The following is a 14940-nucleotide window of genomic DNA, read 5'->3' as shown; positions in this document are numbered from 1 at the left end:
TCCTGAATGTGTTTGACAATCTGCTCCTGAGGCACCAGTCTGGTTTCACCGCCAGCCCGGCGGCGTACCTCCAGTTCCCCTGTCTGGACCGCCTGGTTGCCCACGGTTATGCGCAGGGGGTAACCCACCAGATCTGCGTCTTTGAACTTCACGCCCGCCCGCTCGGCACGGTCGTCCAGGACCACTTCCACTCCGCTGGCCTGCAGTTCCAGGTAAACCTTTTCAGCGAGGCTCACCTGCCGTTCATCCCTGTGGTTCACCGGGATCACCGCTACATGGAACGGAGCGATTGACACCGGCCAGATGATCCCGTTTTCATCGTGGTTTTGCTCCACTGCGGCTGCCATGGTCCTGGTTACGCCAATGCCGTAACAACCCATAATGATGGCCCGGCTCTGTCCGTGTTCATCCAGGTAGGTAGCTCCCAGAGCGCGGCTGTATTTATCCCCGAGCTTAAAAATTTGTCCCACCTCAATACCGCGGGTTTCTTCAAGGGGTGCCCCGCATTTGGGGCAGGGATCCCCCGCTCTTACCACACGTATATCAGCCACCACCCGGGGAGTGAAATCACGTCCCGGATTTACATTTACCAGGTGGGCATCATCCCGGTTGGCCCCGGCCACAGCATTAACCAGCAACATAACCTCATCATCGGCCACCAGCCGGACATCCTGCAGGCCAACCGGGCCGGCGTAACCCACCGCAGCACCTGTGACCCTCTTTACAGTAGCCGGATCGGCCAGTTCCAGGTGCAATACATCCAGGACCTTTTGTAATTTAACCTCGTTCACTTCCCGGTCGCCCCGAACCAGGGCGGCCACCACACCCTTTTCCGTCTGGTAAAGAAGAGTTTTTATCAGGCGCCGTGAATCCACTCCCAGATAGCCGGTTACCTGTTCCACCGTATGCATACCGGGGGTATCAACCACTTCAAGAGGAAGAGGTGCTTCCTCAGAGGTTGGCCCATGCTGCAAAGGAGAAGTGGCCCGTTCCACATTGGCCGCATAACCACATGACTCATCCGGACAAAAGACCACCAGCGCTTCCCCTGAATCGGCCAGAACCATAAATTCATGGGTATCGTTCCCGCCAATGGCACCGGAATCAGCCTCCACAGGACGAAATTTCAATCCACAGCGGGTGAAAACCCGGGTATAAGCTTCGTACATCTTTTGATAACTTATCTCCAGTCCGGCTTCGTCCCGGTCGAAGGAATAAAGATCCTTCATGATAAATTCCCTTCCCCGCAACAGGCCAAAACGGGGACGTCGCTCATCCCGGTACTTGTTCTGGATCTGATAAAGCAACTGGGGCAACTGGCGGTAGGAATTGACCTCCTGCCGTACCAGGGCAGTTACAATTTCTTCATGGGTCGGTCCGAGACAGAAATCCCGGCCGTGCCGGTCCTTAAGCCTGAATAATTCCGGACCGTAGACGTCCCAGCGGCCGGACTCCTGCCAGAGTTCAGCGGGCTGGATAATAGGCATCATAATTTCCTGGGCGCCCTGACGGTCCATTTCTTCCCGGATAATCTGCTCTATCTTTTTAATCACACGCCAGGCCAGGGGCAGAAAGGTATATACCCCCGCCGCCGCCTTGCGGATAAAACCGGCCCGCAGCAGCAACTGGTGGCTTACAACCTCTGCCTCTGCCGGCACCTCCCTTAAAGTGGGTAATAGCAGCTGACTGACGCGCACTAACTCAACCCCCCCTGGACTCATTCTCAGACAAAATATTTTCCACTTCGCGTACCAGGGTGTCTACCAGGTCCTGTTCACGCACTCTGCCTGTTATGCGACCACCCCGGAAGATAATGCCAAATCCCTTCCCTCCGGCAATACCCACATCAGCATGACTGGCTTCCCCGGGACCGTTGACCGCGCATCCCATGACGGCAACCTTCAAGGGTTTGTCCACCCAGGAAAGGCGCTCCTCGACTTCCGTGGCAATGTGCTCCACGTCGATGCATGTGCGCCCGCAGGTGGGGCAGGAAATCAGTTCGATCCCCCGCCGGCGCAGTCCCAGAGCCTTTAAGATCTCATACCCCACACGCACTTCCTCAACCGGGTCCCCGGTAAGGGATACGCGGATGGTGTCACCAATTCCCTGGGCCAGCAGTGCCCCGATACCTACGGCCGATTTGATTGTTCCCGAACGAACTGTCCCAGCCTCAGTCACGCCTACATGAAAGGGATAATCAACTTCCCCGGCCAGCAAACGGTAGGCTTCGAGCATCACCGGCACATCGGATGCCTTCAAAGAAACTTTGATCTCACGGTAATCCAGTTCTTCAAGTAACCGGATATGCCGCAGAGCACTTTCCACCATGGCCCGGGGGCCCGGCCCACCATACTCGGACAGCAGTTCCTTTTCCAGGGACCCTGCATTAACCCCGATGCGGATGGGAACCTTTCTCTTGCGGGCGGCATTAACCACGGCGGCCACCCGTTCCCGGCCTCCGATATTACCAGGGTTAATGCGAAGGCCATCCACACCGCTTTCCAGAGCAGTCAGGGCAAGGCGGTAATCGAAATGAATATCGGCTACAAGTGGGATGGGACACCCGGCCTTGATTTCTTTTAGCGCCCGGGCGGCCTGTTGATCGGGTACGGCCACCCTCACAATCTCACAGCCCGCCCTGACCAGCCTGTCGATCTGGGCCAGGGTGGCCCGGACATCCCGGGTATCGGTGTTGGTCATGGACTGCACCGAAACAGGCGCATCTCCCCCCACCTGCACCCCCCCGAGAAATATAGGACGGGTATGTCTTCGCTGCACGGACTTTCACCCCGTTAGAGCAATCCCAGGATATCTTTATACGTGATGACCATAATTAAGAGCAGAAGCAGACCAAAGCCCACCAGGTGGACAAAATTTTCCTTGGCGGGGTCCACCGGCCGCCCCCTCAACCCTTCTACAGCCAGAAATAAAAGCCTGCTGCCATCCAGGGCGGGAATGGGCAAAAGGTTAAAAAGCCCCAGGTTGATACTTAAAAATGCGGCCAGCTGCAGGAGGTAAAAGAACCCGAGCTGGACGGCGGTATGAATTTCCTGAACGATACGTACCGGCCCACCCACCTCGGCCGGTGCCCGGCCCACGATCATCCTGCCGACAAACCCCAGGATCAATCCACTGAGGCGCACAGTATACTCAATTCCCCGGTACAGAGCTGCGAGGGGATTGAGCGGGCGCATCTCCTGACGGGGATAAATGCCGATGATACCTTTACCTTCGGCATTTACAGCCGTAACCAGATTGAATCTTTCCTCCCTCCCGTCCCGCAACACCGTTACACTAATGGGCTGACCAGGGTGGGCGTTGACCGTACGGGTTATGTCCTCCCAGCGCGTTACCTGCCGGTCGTCAATGGCAATGATCCGGTCACCGGGCTTTAAACCGGCACGTTCAGCAGGTTGCCCCGGAACCAGTTTACCGATGGTGGTGGTGGGAATTGGAAAGCCATGGGCCATGAAGATAACCATCAATAAGAGCGCAGCCAGGAAGAAATTCATTAATGGACCGGCCGCAATCACAGCAGCCCGCTGCCCTACGGTCTTATGCTTGTAACTTCTTTCCCCTTCTTCTACTTCATCCGCAGGGTCCATCCCTGCCATCCGCACAAAACCTCCCAGGGGGAAAAGTCGCAGGTTGTAAACAGTTTCCCCCCGGGGGACGCTTAAAAGCTTTGGACCGAAACCCACACTGAACTCATGGACCTTGATGCCAACCTGTTTGGCGGCCACGAAATGTCCCAGTTCGTGAAAAATAATCAGCATTCCGAAAACCAGGATGGAAGCCCAGAATGTCTGCATTACCATCACCTTCTTGCTTTTTCCCGCGCTACCCGGCGGGCCCACTGGTCCACTTCCAGAATTTCTTCCAGAGTGGGTTCGGAAACAACCCGGTGTTCCTCCATGACCTCGGCCACAAGCCGTGGAATAAAGGTGAACCCAATTTCGCCGGCCAGGAAAGCCCCGACGGCGATCTCGTTGGCGGCATTAAGCACTGCCGGCATGGTCCCACCGGTACGGCCCGCGGCGTAGGCCAGAGCCAGGCAGGGAAAACGGTTGGTATCCGGGGGTTCAAAGGTCAGTTCGCCTGCTGCAAACCAGTTCAGCCTGGGCAAATCACTGGGCCAGCGGTCCGGGTAAGACAGCGCATACTGGATGGGCAGGCGCATATCCGGCAAGCCCAGCTGTGCCATGACAGAGCCATCGACAAATTCCACCATCGAATGGATAATACTCTGGGGATGAACAACCACTTCTATCTGATCGTAATTCACGGAAAAAAGCCAGTGCGCCTCAAGCACTTCGAGCCCCTTATTCATGAGGGTGGCTGAATCGATGGTAATCTTTTTCCCCATCCGCCAGTTGGGGTGAGCCAGGGCGGCCTCTACACTGACGCGGGAAAGATCGGCCGGTTCCTTGCGGAAAGGCCCTCCCGAGGCTGTGAGAATAATTTTGCCCACCCTGTTTTCCGGCTGGCCGGCAAGACACTGCCAGATGGCCGAGTGCTCGCTATCCACCGGTAGAATACGGGCTCCCTTTTCCCGGGCAAGCTTCATGACCAGCTCACCCGCCGCTACCAGCGTTTCCTTATTGGCCAGGGCGATATCCAGACCCTTTTCCAGCGCCGCCACAGTAGGGAGCAACCCCACAGTTCCCGTGAGAGCGTTTAAAACCACCCCGCTGTCTATGGAGGTGGCTACGGTGACCAGCCCTTCAGCACCCCAGAAAAGCTCAGGCAAGTCCCCGGGAGGCAGGTGCCGTTCCAGTTCCCGGACGGCTTCCTCCCGGGCCAGGGCAACCACCCGCGGGCGGAACTCCCGAACCTGTTCGGCCATCAGGGGCCAGTTGCTCCCGGCGGCAAGGCCGACCACACGCATTTTGTCGGGAAACCTCCTGACCACGTCCAGAGCCTGCCGTCCAATGGAACCGGTACTGCCGAGTATGACAATCTCTCTCATTTCACATCCGTCTCCCGTCCTGAAAATAGCTGCCTGCCGTGAGGGAAAAACGGCGGCCATTTTCACCTCTGCCGGTCAAGATGAAAACGTCATGAGTTATTTTACCTGCGATCCACGGGATTAATGGTGCCCAGGGCCGCCTGCACTGCGATGAGGGTCAGGGGCCCCAGGGCCAGACCGAGTACACCGATAGCCTTCAACCCCACATACATGGCTATAAGTACGGCGAGAGGGTGCAACCCCAGGTGGGCCGCCACCACCCTTGCCTCAAGGACCTGTCTTACCCCCCACACCAGGAGGTAAAGCACCACCAGCTTCACCCCAAAGGCAATATGACCGGTAACAAAGCACCATATAGCCCACGGGATATAAATGGTGGCCGGTCCCAGCACAGGAATGATATCAAAAAGTCCAATCAGTAGACCAATGGTCAGGGAATACCTGGCTCCAATTATATAAAGTCCGAAAATGCTCTGAAGGGTGGTCAGGGTAACCAGAAGGGACTGGGCACGCAAGTAGCCGAAAGAAGCCCCGACCACCTTGCGGAATATCTCCACCACCCGCTCTCCCCATGGCTCGGGAGCTATCTTTAACCACAGTTTTATGATCAAATGGTGATCGCGGCTGATAAAATAAGTTGCGACCAGGCCGACTACTATGGCGAGAACCGCATTGGGCAGGGAAGTGATTAAATACAAAAGAAAGCTGGCCACAGAGCCGGCCACATGGGAAAGCCAGCCGGTAAAGGTACCCATATTCTCCTGAATACGCTCTGTAACCAGCGGGGGCAACTGAAAATAAAAGATCCTGCCCTGCTCCACCCAGCGGTTAATCTCCGCCTGCAAAGGCCCCATGTACTGGGGAAGACGCACCGACAGCTCGGAAAGTTCCGCCACCAGGCGAAGCACCAGCAGGGTTAACAAAGCCCCTATCCCGCCGATGGCAACCAGCATGGAGATGAGGACAGCCAGAGAACGGTTAATACGGCAACCCTGGTGAAAAAAGCATACCACAGGTTCAATCAGCACGGCAATAATGGCCGCCATAATAAAGGGTGTGAGGACGGTTAAAAGGAAATTGAAAATAACCAGCAACTCCGGGACAACGTACTTCCAGGCAAGGTAAAACAATAAAACAGTAGTAACGAGAATTGCCACCCGTATGGACCTGGGCACCCGTGTCACCTCAGCTTATTATAAACCTTCCCACAAAGTAGTATACTAACGGAGCAGTAAAGAGCATGCTGTCAAAGCGATCGAGGATACCCCCGTGGCCGGGGATAATATCCCCGGCATCCTTCACTCCTGCCTGCCGCTTAAAAGCCGATTCCACCAGGTCCCCCAGAACTGCCGCCAGCCCCAGGAGCAAACCCAGAAGAAGTATGGGGCCGCGGGGTAGAAAAGGGTAAAGACCCATAAAAGCTACCGCCGCCAGCAAACTGCCCGCCAGGCTCCCCACCGCCCCCTCCACGGTCTTGCCGGGGCTTAAAGCTGGCGCCAGCTGACGCCGTCCCCACCGTCTTCCAATAAAATAGGCAACAGTATCACTGGACCAGGTGCCCACCAGCGTGAAAGTCAACCAAATCCAACCGTCGGGCAACAAACGCAGCAAATAAATATAAACGAATAAACCGATATAAAGAATTGCCAGCAGGGTAACAGCACCCTCCACCGGTGAAAAGGCCGGATAAAGAAAAACGGTGAAAACCAGGATGAAGAACAGGATAACTGCAACCGCCCCGCCCAGACCCGCATCCCTGTATAAGTATACACTCCCCAGGAGGAAAAGACTTCCCACCACAGCAAGTCCGTGAGGGGGATACAGATTTAAATGCTCAAATAGAGCAACCATTTCGATAGCAGCCAGTACCATCAGCAACCCGGTAAATATCAGAAGGGGCAGGCTCCCGTGCCAGACAGCGGCAATGAAGAGAGGGATTCCGACAAGTGCACTCAAGATTCTGTGCCTGAGCACTTTTTTTCACCTCTGTTCAGGCCGCCGAAACGACGTTCCCGCTGCTGAAAATCCACAAGGGCCTGCAAAAGGTGCACCCTTCGAAAATCGGGCCACATTACGCTGGTCATCCAGAATTCGGTGTAAGAAAGCTGCCAGAGCAGAAAGTTGCTAACCCGGTAATCACCGGAAGGTCTGATCAGAAGGTCCGGGTCTGGCTGGCCGGCGGTATAAAGGTGACTGGAAATGGTAAATTCGTTAATTTGCTCAGGGTCAAGATTTCCTGCCAGCGCTTCTTTCACAATAGACCGCACGGCATCCACCAGCTCGACCCGTCCACCGTAATTCAAAGCCAGGTTGAGGACCATCCTCTGGTTATTCCTGGTGCGGGAGACAGCCATTTCCAGAGCCTTACGGGCGTGAGGTGGTAGTTCCTGAATGCGGCCAATGGGATGAAGGCGGATATTGTTGGCACATAACTCCTCTATTTCCCTGTGCAGGTATTCCACCAGCAGGTCCATCAACACATCGACTTCATCCCGCGGGCGTTTCCAGTTTTCTGTGGAAAAGGCATAAACGGTCAGATAACCTATGCCCAGTTCGGCACAGGTGCGCACCGTTTCCCGTAACGACTCCACTCCGGCCCGGTGGCCGGAGGTCCTGGGCAAGCCCCTTTTCTGAGCCCAGCGGCCGTTGCCGTCCATGATAATAGCTACATGACGGGGGAGGCGAGTCAAATCAAGCTGTGCTAAAAGACTTTCTTCCTCCAGGGAAGGGCCTTTCTTCCTGCCACCCCTCAAGACGCGCACCAGGTTTTTCAGCAAAGGGTCCCCCCCTCTCGAACTGACCACATGTATGTGTATTAATTACAAAATAACCACAAAATAGTTCCGGATCAACCCGGCTGAAACATATTTGAATGCTCTCCTGCTATGTATCAATGTATAATTTGGATATGTAATTTAATGACCTTTCTTTAGTAATAATAACATGTCACTAAAACAACCCCCTCCGGAAGAGGGGGTTTATCCATTTTACTCTTCGATGATGGCTCCGGCAGGACAGGCCTCAATACAGGTACCACAATTCTCGCACTTATCGGGGTCAATTCTGTAAACGTCACCCTCAATAATCGCTTCGTTCGGGCAAGATTCAAGACAGGTTCCGCAGGCCAAACATTCTTCCGTAATACGATAAGCCAAGGAATTACACCTCCTTCCCCACTTCTTCCTGTGCTACCGTCAACACACCCTCCCCGGGAGCAGTAACGATAAAGCGAACAACGCGCTGCGGCCCCCCGGGGCTACCCCGGGGGGGAGCCGTCAACTGCACGCGAACCTGCCAGCCCAGCAAGCGGCATAAAGCAAGTGCTTCTCCCACCTCAAAAGCCAGCACATCGGGCAATAGCTCCCCTTTAACCATAAGCTTCAGACCTGCATTATCTCCTGTTCCTTGATGCTAACAAGCTGATCTATTTCCTTGATATATTTGTCCGTAAGTTTCTGGATCTCGTCCTGGGCGCGGCGCATTTCGTCTTCGGATATTTCTCCATTTTTTTGCTGTTGTTTTACTTTATCATTAAATTCACGGCGGATATTTCTGATGGCCACCCTGCCCTCTTCCGCTTTTTTCTTAACCACCTTGACCAGCTCGGCCCGGCGTTCCTGAGTCAGCTGGGGAATGGAAAGGCGGATGACCGTACCGTCGCTGGCAGGCGTAATCCCCAGGTCCGACTTCAAAATGGCCCGCTCGATTTCCGGTAAAACGGTTTTGTCCCAGGGTTGAATAACCAGAAGACGCGGTTCCGGAACAGAAATGGTGGCCAGCTGGTTGACCGGGGTAGGGGTCCCATAATAGGAAACCATCACCTTGTCCAGCAGGGCGGGCGTGGCCCGGCCAGCCCTTAACGAAGCAAATTCCTTTTTGACAAGTTCCACGGTTTTCTTCATGTGATTTTCTGCTTCCGCAATTCTGGCACTAGCCAACATATTCACCCCCGACGTAGGTACCGACGTTTTCTCCCAGCACCGCCCGCTTGATGTTCCCCTCCTGGTTCAGGTTAAAAACCACCAGGGGAATGCGGTTGTCCATGCACAATGAAGTTGCGGTGGCATCCATTACGGCCAGCCCTTTATTGAGAAGCTCAATGTATGTGAGCCGCTCGTAGCGCCGGGCATTCGGGTTCTTTAAGGGGTCGGAATCATAAACACCGTTGACTCTCTTGGCCATCAAAATGACATCAGCTTCTATTTCCGCCGCCCGTAGAGCAGCGGTGGTATCTGTTGAAAAATAGGGGTTGCCGGTTCCTGCAGCAAAGATAACTACCCGCCCTTTTTCCAGGTGTCTGATGGCCCGCCGACGGATGTAGGGCTCGGCCACTTCCCGCATCTCGATGGCTGTTTGTACCCGGGTATTCACCCCCTGCTTCTCGAGAGCATCCTGCAGGGCCAGTGAATTTATGACCGTAGCCAGCATACCCATGTAATCAGCGGTAGCCCGGTCCATCCCTTTGGCACTACCGGCCACACCACGCCAGATATTCCCACCGCCGACCACAACAGCCACCTGCACACCCATCTGGACGAGCTCATCAATCTGCCTGGCAATGGACTTGACTACATCGGGATCTATACCATAACCCTGGTTACCGGCCAGGGCTTCTCCGCTCAGTTTCAAGATCACACGTTTGTACCTGGGTACCTGCGCCAATGGTAGAACCTCCACTTTCCCCAGTTTATTCTACAGTGCCAGGTAAAATCCTCTTTCCAGGGGCGTGAATTTTAAACTTCAAGATCTGGTCATGGCCGCAACCTGCTCTGCAAAGTCGTCCTGCCGTTTGGTCAGGCCCTCACCAAGCTCATACCGTGTAAAACGGCGAATGACAATATTTTCTCCTATTTTCGCAATCTTCTCGTTTAAAAGCTCCTGTACGGTAATATCTGGATTTTTAATAAATGGTTGCTCGAGGAGGCAAACCTCCTTAAAGAACTTGTCCAGGCGCCCCTGCACGATCTTTTCGATCACCTTTTCCGGTTTTCCTTCATTGGCCGCCTGAGCCGCCAGGACTTCCTTCTCGCGGGCAATTACGTGTTCCGGAACATCCTCACGCCGCACGTACTCCGGCCGGGCCGCAGCCACCTGCATGGCTATATCACGCACGAACAGCCGGAATTCATCGGTCTTGGCCACAAAGTCAGTTTCACAATTCACCTCCACCAGGACGCCGATACGTCCCCCACCGTGGATATAGGCGTCCACCACACCCTCGGCGGCAATCCGCCCGGCCTTCTTCGCCGCGGCTGCCAGGCCCTTCTCCCTTAAAAAGTCTACAGCTTTTTCCATATCCCCGTTGGTTTCGATGAGGGCCTTCTTGCAATCCATCATGCCGGCACCGGTACGCTCACGCAGCTCTTTGACCATGGCCGCTGTTATCTCAGCCATTGCTTGATCCCTGCCTCCTTATCCCAGGTTTTACCTTCAAAGGTATTATGTCCATTATGTAAGCTTACCAAACAGATAAAACAGATATAGTAATTTAGAGAAAAAAGCAGGGGTTCCCCGTAAGAACTTTCTCGCGGGGCCCCCACAAAACCTCTGCCATTATTGCACTGCTACCGCAACCTGCTCACCCTGCCGTCCCTCCAGTACGGCATCTGCTATTTTGCTGGTAAGCAGGCGTACTGCTCTGATTGCATCGTCGTTACCGGGAATGACATAATCGATCTCATCGGGATCGCAGTTGGTGTCTACAATAGCCACAATGGGTATCTTGAGCTTCCGGGCCTCGGCCACCGCAATGCGCTCCTTGCGGGGATCAATGACAAAAAGAGCATCGGGCAACTTGCGCATGTTCTTGATACCGCCGAGAAACTTCTGCAACCTTTCCTTCTCATGCATGAGCTCGGCCACTTCTTTCTTGGGCAATACATCCAGAGACCCGTCCGCTTCCATGCGCTCAAGTTCGTGCAGGCGCTCGATACGCCGGCGAATGGTCTGGAAATTGGTCAACATTCCGCCCAACCAGCGCTGGTTAACGTAAAACATCCCGCACCGTTCGGCTTCTTCTTTCACCGACTCCTGTGCCTGCTTCTTGGTACCCACGAATAGAATCGTTCCACCCTCGGCAGCCAGGTTACGCACAAAGTTGTAAGCTTCTTCTATCTTGCGAACGGTTTTCTGCAGGTCAATAATATAAATCCCGTTCCGGTCCGTGAAAATATACGGGGCCATTTTGGGATTCCACCGCCGCGTCTGGTGCCCGAAATGCACCCCGGCCTCCAGAAGCTGCTTCATCGAAATAATCGCCACCCTGACACACCTCCTCCCTGCTGGTTTTTATTCCTCCGCCACCTTCATCCTTCCACAAAACCCCCTGCGGGGCACCCCTGTAGAAGTCTGGCGGCGTGTGTAATTCACACCAGGATGTATTCTAACATAAAGTACCCGCGTATGCAAGGTAGAGCGCACCAGAACCTAAGGCAGAGTGGCGTAGGCTTCTTCGTCGAAATAAAATTCGCGGCCGGCGGGAATATTCTCTTGTTCCGGAACCCTCGGCTTTCCCAAGGCTTCCAAACGGAAAAAGTTTGAGGTGTACCAGTTTATATCCGGTACGGGCAACCGGCCGAAAGCCCTCTGCACCAGGGGGTAGTCTTTGCTGACGAAACCTTCCCTTTCGAGTTCGTATTCCTGGAAATTGTAGATTATATCCGTAATCACAAAATTCATATCCAGGACCAGCTTCTGGATCAAGTACCACTTATCCCTGGAAGCTTCCAGGTGCGTCAGCCCAAAATAACCGGCGCTCCCCTTACCCCGCAGTGACATGGCGCAGCGGGATAAAAACAGGCTGATGCCGGGCAGCGTTTCCACAGGATCAATCAAAAATGTATCGTACCGGCCCTGGAACTCCAGGGGCAGGGGGTACCGCACATCATACTTTTGCACGGAAAGATTGGACCAGCCTTTTTTGCGAGCCTGGGCATCAATAAACTCTACCAGCCGGTCATCCACCTCCAGAACGGTGATACGCCCCGCCATACCGGTAAGAGCTATGGCTATGCTGGTCAGGTCATCATCACCTATGAGCAGGACATCCTGGCCTTCCAGATCACCCCGCCGGTACATAATGGCCACCCGGGCTACGGTACTCCTTGTATCCACGTACCCCTGATCAAATTCAGCAACAGCAGGCGGTCTCTGACGGGCAATCTCTTCAAACTCTTCCAGCACTCGAGCAAACCTGCCTTGCAGGGTAACAGTTTTTCCCTCACAAGCAGGGCAGGTCAGCGGTTCCAGAGGAGACAGACCGTGGTCACGGGCCAGCTTTTCCCCTTTAGCGGTAAGATAAATATAACTTCCTTCAGAACGGACCAGCTCCCGCGCAAGCATTTTCTCCAGTACCTCCAAAAAATGAGCCAGGTGTCCATCCTGTTTTCTGATCAGTTGCCAGAAAGTGCCTGGTCCTGCCAGAAGGGCGCGAAAAATCTGTTTCTGTATCCTGTCCAACTTCCCACCTCCGCTGGTTTGATTTAAGGGCCATAAGTTTTTTATACCACGGGTGGGTAAAAAAATGAAACCCTCGATATTTTAACCTCAATTTTAACAAAAATTTGACACCCGGGCAGGAAACTTATTCTAAACGTTGAATTAATTAGTGTTTTTTAGCTGAAAAAGAGGGTGAAGGCCGATTGTTCACACGAAACTGGTCTATTATATTCGAGGCAATCCCGCTGGTCGTTGTGCTCTTCCTTACTTTCTCTTGCATCGTCCATCTCAACAAAATCAATACCTGCCATCAGAGTGCAATAGTGAGCATAGTTCTGGGCCATACCCTGCTGGTTCTGACAACCCTGTTGTCCTTCGGCATCTACAAATACCGCCTGGGCTGCCTGAGCCAGAACCGGACCCGGAACACAACCGTTGAAAAAGTCAGGGGAATCCAGCTCGATAAACTCCTCGACGGTCTCCCCACCGCCATCATGATCGTCGACAAAGAAATGAAAATTACTTGTGTTAATGAGGCATGTGAACAGCTGCTGGGATGCGACAGGAACAAACTGGTGGGGAAAAACTTCTCGGAACTGCAGCAGTGGTCCAGGTGTCTTACCGATAAGGACCTCAAATTTTCTCTACCGCCCAGGCAAATAGAATTCACCGGCCAAAATGGAGAAAAGGTTAACGTAAGCCTCGAGACCAGACCTCTCATGCGGAAAAACTGCCGCGAGGGTACTATTATCAACTTCCGGATTAGCAACAACGAAACAAAATACGAACTTTTGGAACAGACCTTCGATAAGATTTTGCAACAAATGGCAGGAGGAGTGATAGTTGTAGACTCAACCGGAAGGATAGTCTTAAATAACAGGGTCGCGGAAGAGATCACCGGCTTACCGTCGTCCAGCATGGTAGGGAAACCCATCTGGGATGTTTTCCCGAAAGATGAAAAGGAACTTGTTACCCTGCAGGCTCTCAAAAAAGGGGAAGCAGCCGGTCCGGCAGAGGTGCAGTACAGGCTTAATGGAAAGGATTCTTACCTGCTGGTCACTTCCGATGTCCTGCGCAACAGAGAGGGGCAGGTCAGTGGAGCGGTCACCGTTCTCCACGACATCACAGAGCTGCACCGCCAGCAAGAGCTCCAGCACCACCAGGAAAAGCTGGCAGTTATTGGACAGATGGCTGCCGGCATGGCTCACGAATTGCGCAATCCTCTTACTTCTATAAAGGGATTCGCACAACTCCTGTACGAACGCCTCGAGGACACCAAAAACAAAGAATACCTGGATGTGATTATCCAGGAAGTAGACCGGACGAACGAAATCATCAGCAATTTTCTTATACTCGCCCGCCCCTCATCCCATAAGAGAGAAAATGTGCACCTGGACAGGTTGATCGATGAACTTTTACCCCTGATAGAAAGCCAGTGCCTTTTAACCCAGGTGGAGCTGGTCCGGAACCTCTCCCCGGAGTTACCCCCTATCAAGGCGCAACCAGACCAGCTCAAACAGGTAGTGCTAAACCTCATTCACAACGCACTCCAGGCTATGGAAGGACAGGCGGTGAGAATACTGACCCTCACCGCCCGCTGGCTGGAAGAATCCAATGAAGTTCTGCTGGCAGTACGGGACACGGGTCACGGCATGTCGGAAAAAGTATTGTCCCAGCTCAGCATACCATTCTTCACCACCAGAAGTTCCGGAACTGGCCTGGGATTAACCATATCCTACCGCATTATTGAAAACCACGGCGGCAGGATTGAGGTGAACAGTCAAGAGGGGACCGGCAGCGAGTTCAGGATTTACCTACCTGTACGAGCCCCCGGGCAAATCCACTGAGCCAGGCCAGGGGATCACCACCGGAACCAAGGCAGTACCACTGCAAACACGATGGGTCGTACCCCAGTTCCCCGAGCAGCTTCTGGAAGCGCACCAGCTGCTTTCTCACCCGGACGGCCCCACCGGCATGACGGCAACTCTCCTCCCCACAGGTAATTACAGCCACACCCAGGGCACCTGCTTCCAGAGCTTTCAGCAGCCACAGCGGGTCCAGTGCACCTGCCGTGGGCAGGGAAATGAGGCGGGCGCGGCCCAATCCGGGTGCGGTAGAAACAAGCTCTGGAGCGAGCCCCTGGTAATAAGCCCGCTGGCATACGAAAACGGCCAGCGGAGGACCTGAGTACCCGCCAGGAACGAGAGGTCGGCACACTGGCCGATAATTATTCACCTTTCCATACACCTTTTTGTACAATATATCACAAGTTTTATCTCCTGAGTGGTTGCAAGATGAACACATTTATGATATTATACCAGAAAGGACTTGTGCTTGTTATCACAAACACAATGGAGGGGAAGACTTAATGAGTCCGACCGTCCTTTCCCTGATCGGCTTTGCAGTGGGATTTTTGTACAACGCTGGTGGCCCCGCCTACGAGTTGCTTACCGTCCCCCTGCTGCTCCTTGCCGGCCTGTATCTGGCCACGCTAGATCTTTCTTTTATTTCTTTAAACAAAGTCTGGGCGGCCG

17 protein-coding genes are annotated in these 14940 nt (G+C 53.9%); 1 reads left to right on the top strand and 16 read right to left on the bottom strand.

What is annotated here, in order from left to right:
• From ACPLUI_RS01760 to ACPLUI_RS01690, 15 genes are all read right to left on the bottom strand, one after another.
• The coding region (locus tag ACPLUI_RS01760) for a proline--tRNA ligase (RefSeq protein WP_424658551.1) at positions 1–1697 on the bottom strand (1697 nt) is incomplete at its 3' end.
• Positions 1698–1701: 4 nt separating this feature from the next.
• Positions 1702–2778, bottom strand: a complete 1077-nt coding sequence (gene ispG, locus ACPLUI_RS01755) for a flavodoxin-dependent (E)-4-hydroxy-3-methylbut-2-enyl-diphosphate synthase (RefSeq protein ID WP_424658550.1) — start codon at positions 2776–2778, stop codon at positions 1702–1704.
• Positions 2779–2792: 14 nt separating this feature from the next.
• Positions 2793–3812, bottom strand: coding sequence for an RIP metalloprotease RseP (rseP, locus tag ACPLUI_RS01750; protein WP_424658562.1), 1020 nt, complete (start codon positions 3810–3812; stop codon positions 2793–2795).
• Positions 3813–3817: 5 nt separating this feature from the next.
• A complete protein-coding gene (locus ACPLUI_RS01745; RefSeq protein WP_424658549.1) occupies positions 3818–4969 on the bottom strand; it encodes a 1-deoxy-D-xylulose-5-phosphate reductoisomerase in 1152 nt (383 codons plus the stop codon).
• Positions 4970–5070: 101 nt separating this feature from the next.
• Entirely contained in the window at positions 5071–6144 is a 1074-nt protein-coding gene (gene ytvI / locus ACPLUI_RS01740) for a sporulation integral membrane protein YtvI (RefSeq protein WP_424658548.1), read from the bottom strand.
• Between the two features lie 10 nt (positions 6145–6154).
• Positions 6155–6925: a phosphatidate cytidylyltransferase gene (locus tag ACPLUI_RS01735; RefSeq protein ID WP_424658547.1), complete on the bottom strand. Its 771-nt coding sequence runs from the start codon at positions 6923–6925 to the stop codon at positions 6155–6157.
• Positions 6922–7746, bottom strand: coding sequence for an isoprenyl transferase (locus ACPLUI_RS01730; protein WP_424658546.1), 825 nt, complete (start codon positions 7744–7746; stop codon positions 6922–6924). Before ACPLUI_RS01730 ends, ACPLUI_RS01735 begins: the two co-directional genes overlap by 4 nt.
• Positions 7747–7956: 210 nt before the next feature.
• Positions 7957–8124 (bottom strand): DUF362 domain-containing protein, encoded by a 168-nt coding sequence (locus ACPLUI_RS01725; RefSeq protein WP_424658545.1) that lies wholly within the window; start codon positions 8122–8124, stop codon positions 7957–7959.
• Positions 8125–8128: 4 nt separating this feature from the next.
• The gene (locus ACPLUI_RS01720; protein ID WP_424658544.1) at positions 8129–8344 is read right to left on the bottom strand and encodes a hypothetical protein; all 216 of its coding nucleotides are present in this window, start codon (positions 8342–8344) and stop codon (positions 8129–8131) included.
• A gap of 5 nt (positions 8345–8349) precedes the next feature.
• Positions 8350–8871 (bottom strand): ribosome recycling factor, encoded by a 522-nt coding sequence (gene frr / locus ACPLUI_RS01715; protein WP_424658543.1) that lies wholly within the window; start codon positions 8869–8871, stop codon positions 8350–8352.
• Positions 8872–8899: 28 nt separating this feature from the next.
• Positions 8900–9631 (bottom strand): UMP kinase, encoded by a 732-nt coding sequence (pyrH, locus tag ACPLUI_RS01710; protein ID WP_424658542.1) that lies wholly within the window; start codon positions 9629–9631, stop codon positions 8900–8902.
• A 78-nt stretch (positions 9632–9709) separates the two neighbouring features.
• The gene (tsf, locus tag ACPLUI_RS01705) at positions 9710–10363 is read right to left on the bottom strand and encodes a translation elongation factor Ts (RefSeq protein ID WP_424658541.1); all 654 of its coding nucleotides are present in this window, start codon (positions 10361–10363) and stop codon (positions 9710–9712) included.
• A gap of 159 nt (positions 10364–10522) precedes the next feature.
• A complete protein-coding gene (gene rpsB / locus ACPLUI_RS01700; RefSeq protein ID WP_424658540.1) occupies positions 10523–11230 on the bottom strand; it encodes a 30S ribosomal protein S2 in 708 nt (235 codons plus the stop codon).
• A 165-nt stretch (positions 11231–11395) separates the two neighbouring features.
• On the bottom strand, positions 11396–12427 hold the full coding sequence (locus ACPLUI_RS01695; protein WP_424658539.1) for a bis-aminopropyl spermidine synthase family protein: 1032 nt from the start codon (positions 12425–12427) through the stop codon (positions 11396–11398).
• A gap of 155 nt (positions 12428–12582) precedes the next feature.
• Positions 12583–12717, bottom strand: coding sequence for a hypothetical protein (locus ACPLUI_RS01690; RefSeq protein WP_424658538.1), 135 nt, complete (start codon positions 12715–12717; stop codon positions 12583–12585).
• Positions 12718–12729: 12 nt separating this feature from the next.
• On the opposite strand from ACPLUI_RS01690, the gene ACPLUI_RS01685 reads away from it, so the two are divergent.
• Complete coding sequence (locus tag ACPLUI_RS01685) at positions 12730–14253, top strand: PAS domain S-box protein (protein ID WP_424658537.1); 1524 nt, start codon at positions 12730–12732, stop codon at positions 14251–14253.
• Here the strand turns inward: ACPLUI_RS01685 and ACPLUI_RS01680 are convergent.
• Positions 14210–14641: a hydrogenase iron-sulfur subunit gene (locus ACPLUI_RS01680; protein WP_424658536.1), complete on the bottom strand. Its 432-nt coding sequence runs from the start codon at positions 14639–14641 to the stop codon at positions 14210–14212. The two genes, ACPLUI_RS01685 and ACPLUI_RS01680, sit on opposite strands and share 44 nt — an antisense overlap.
• Positions 14642–14940: the final 299 nt, after the last annotated feature.

The sequence above is a fragment of the Desulfofundulus sp. genome (assembly GCF_049701015.1).
Lineage (GTDB): Bacteria > Bacillota > Desulfotomaculia > Desulfotomaculales > Desulfovirgulaceae > Desulfofundulus.
The sequence above is the reverse complement of the archived record's forward strand: the minus strand, read 5'-3'. Positions and strand labels throughout refer to the sequence as shown.

Excerpts from the sequence above, each read along its gene's own strand:
- ACPLUI_RS01745 (WP_424658549.1), bottom strand. The coding sequence starts at position 4,969 with ATGAGAGAGATTGTCATACTCGGCAGTACCGGTTCCATTGGACGGCAG.
- frr (WP_424658543.1), bottom strand. The coding sequence starts at position 8,871 with ATGAAGAAAACCGTGGAACTTGTCAAAAAGGAATTTGCTTCGTTAAGG.
- ACPLUI_RS01690 (WP_424658538.1), bottom strand. The coding sequence starts at position 12,717 with ATGGCAGGTATTGATTTTGTTGAGATGGACGATGCAAGAGAAAGTAAG.
- rseP (WP_424658562.1), bottom strand. The coding sequence starts at position 3,812 with ATGCAGACATTCTGGGCTTCCATCCTGGTTTTCGGAATGCTGATTATT.
- tsf (WP_424658541.1), bottom strand. The coding sequence starts at position 10,363 with ATGGCTGAGATAACAGCGGCCATGGTCAAAGAGCTGCGTGAGCGTACC.
- ACPLUI_RS01720 (WP_424658544.1), bottom strand. The coding sequence starts at position 8,344 with ATGGTTAAAGGGGAGCTATTGCCCGATGTGCTGGCTTTTGAGGTGGGA.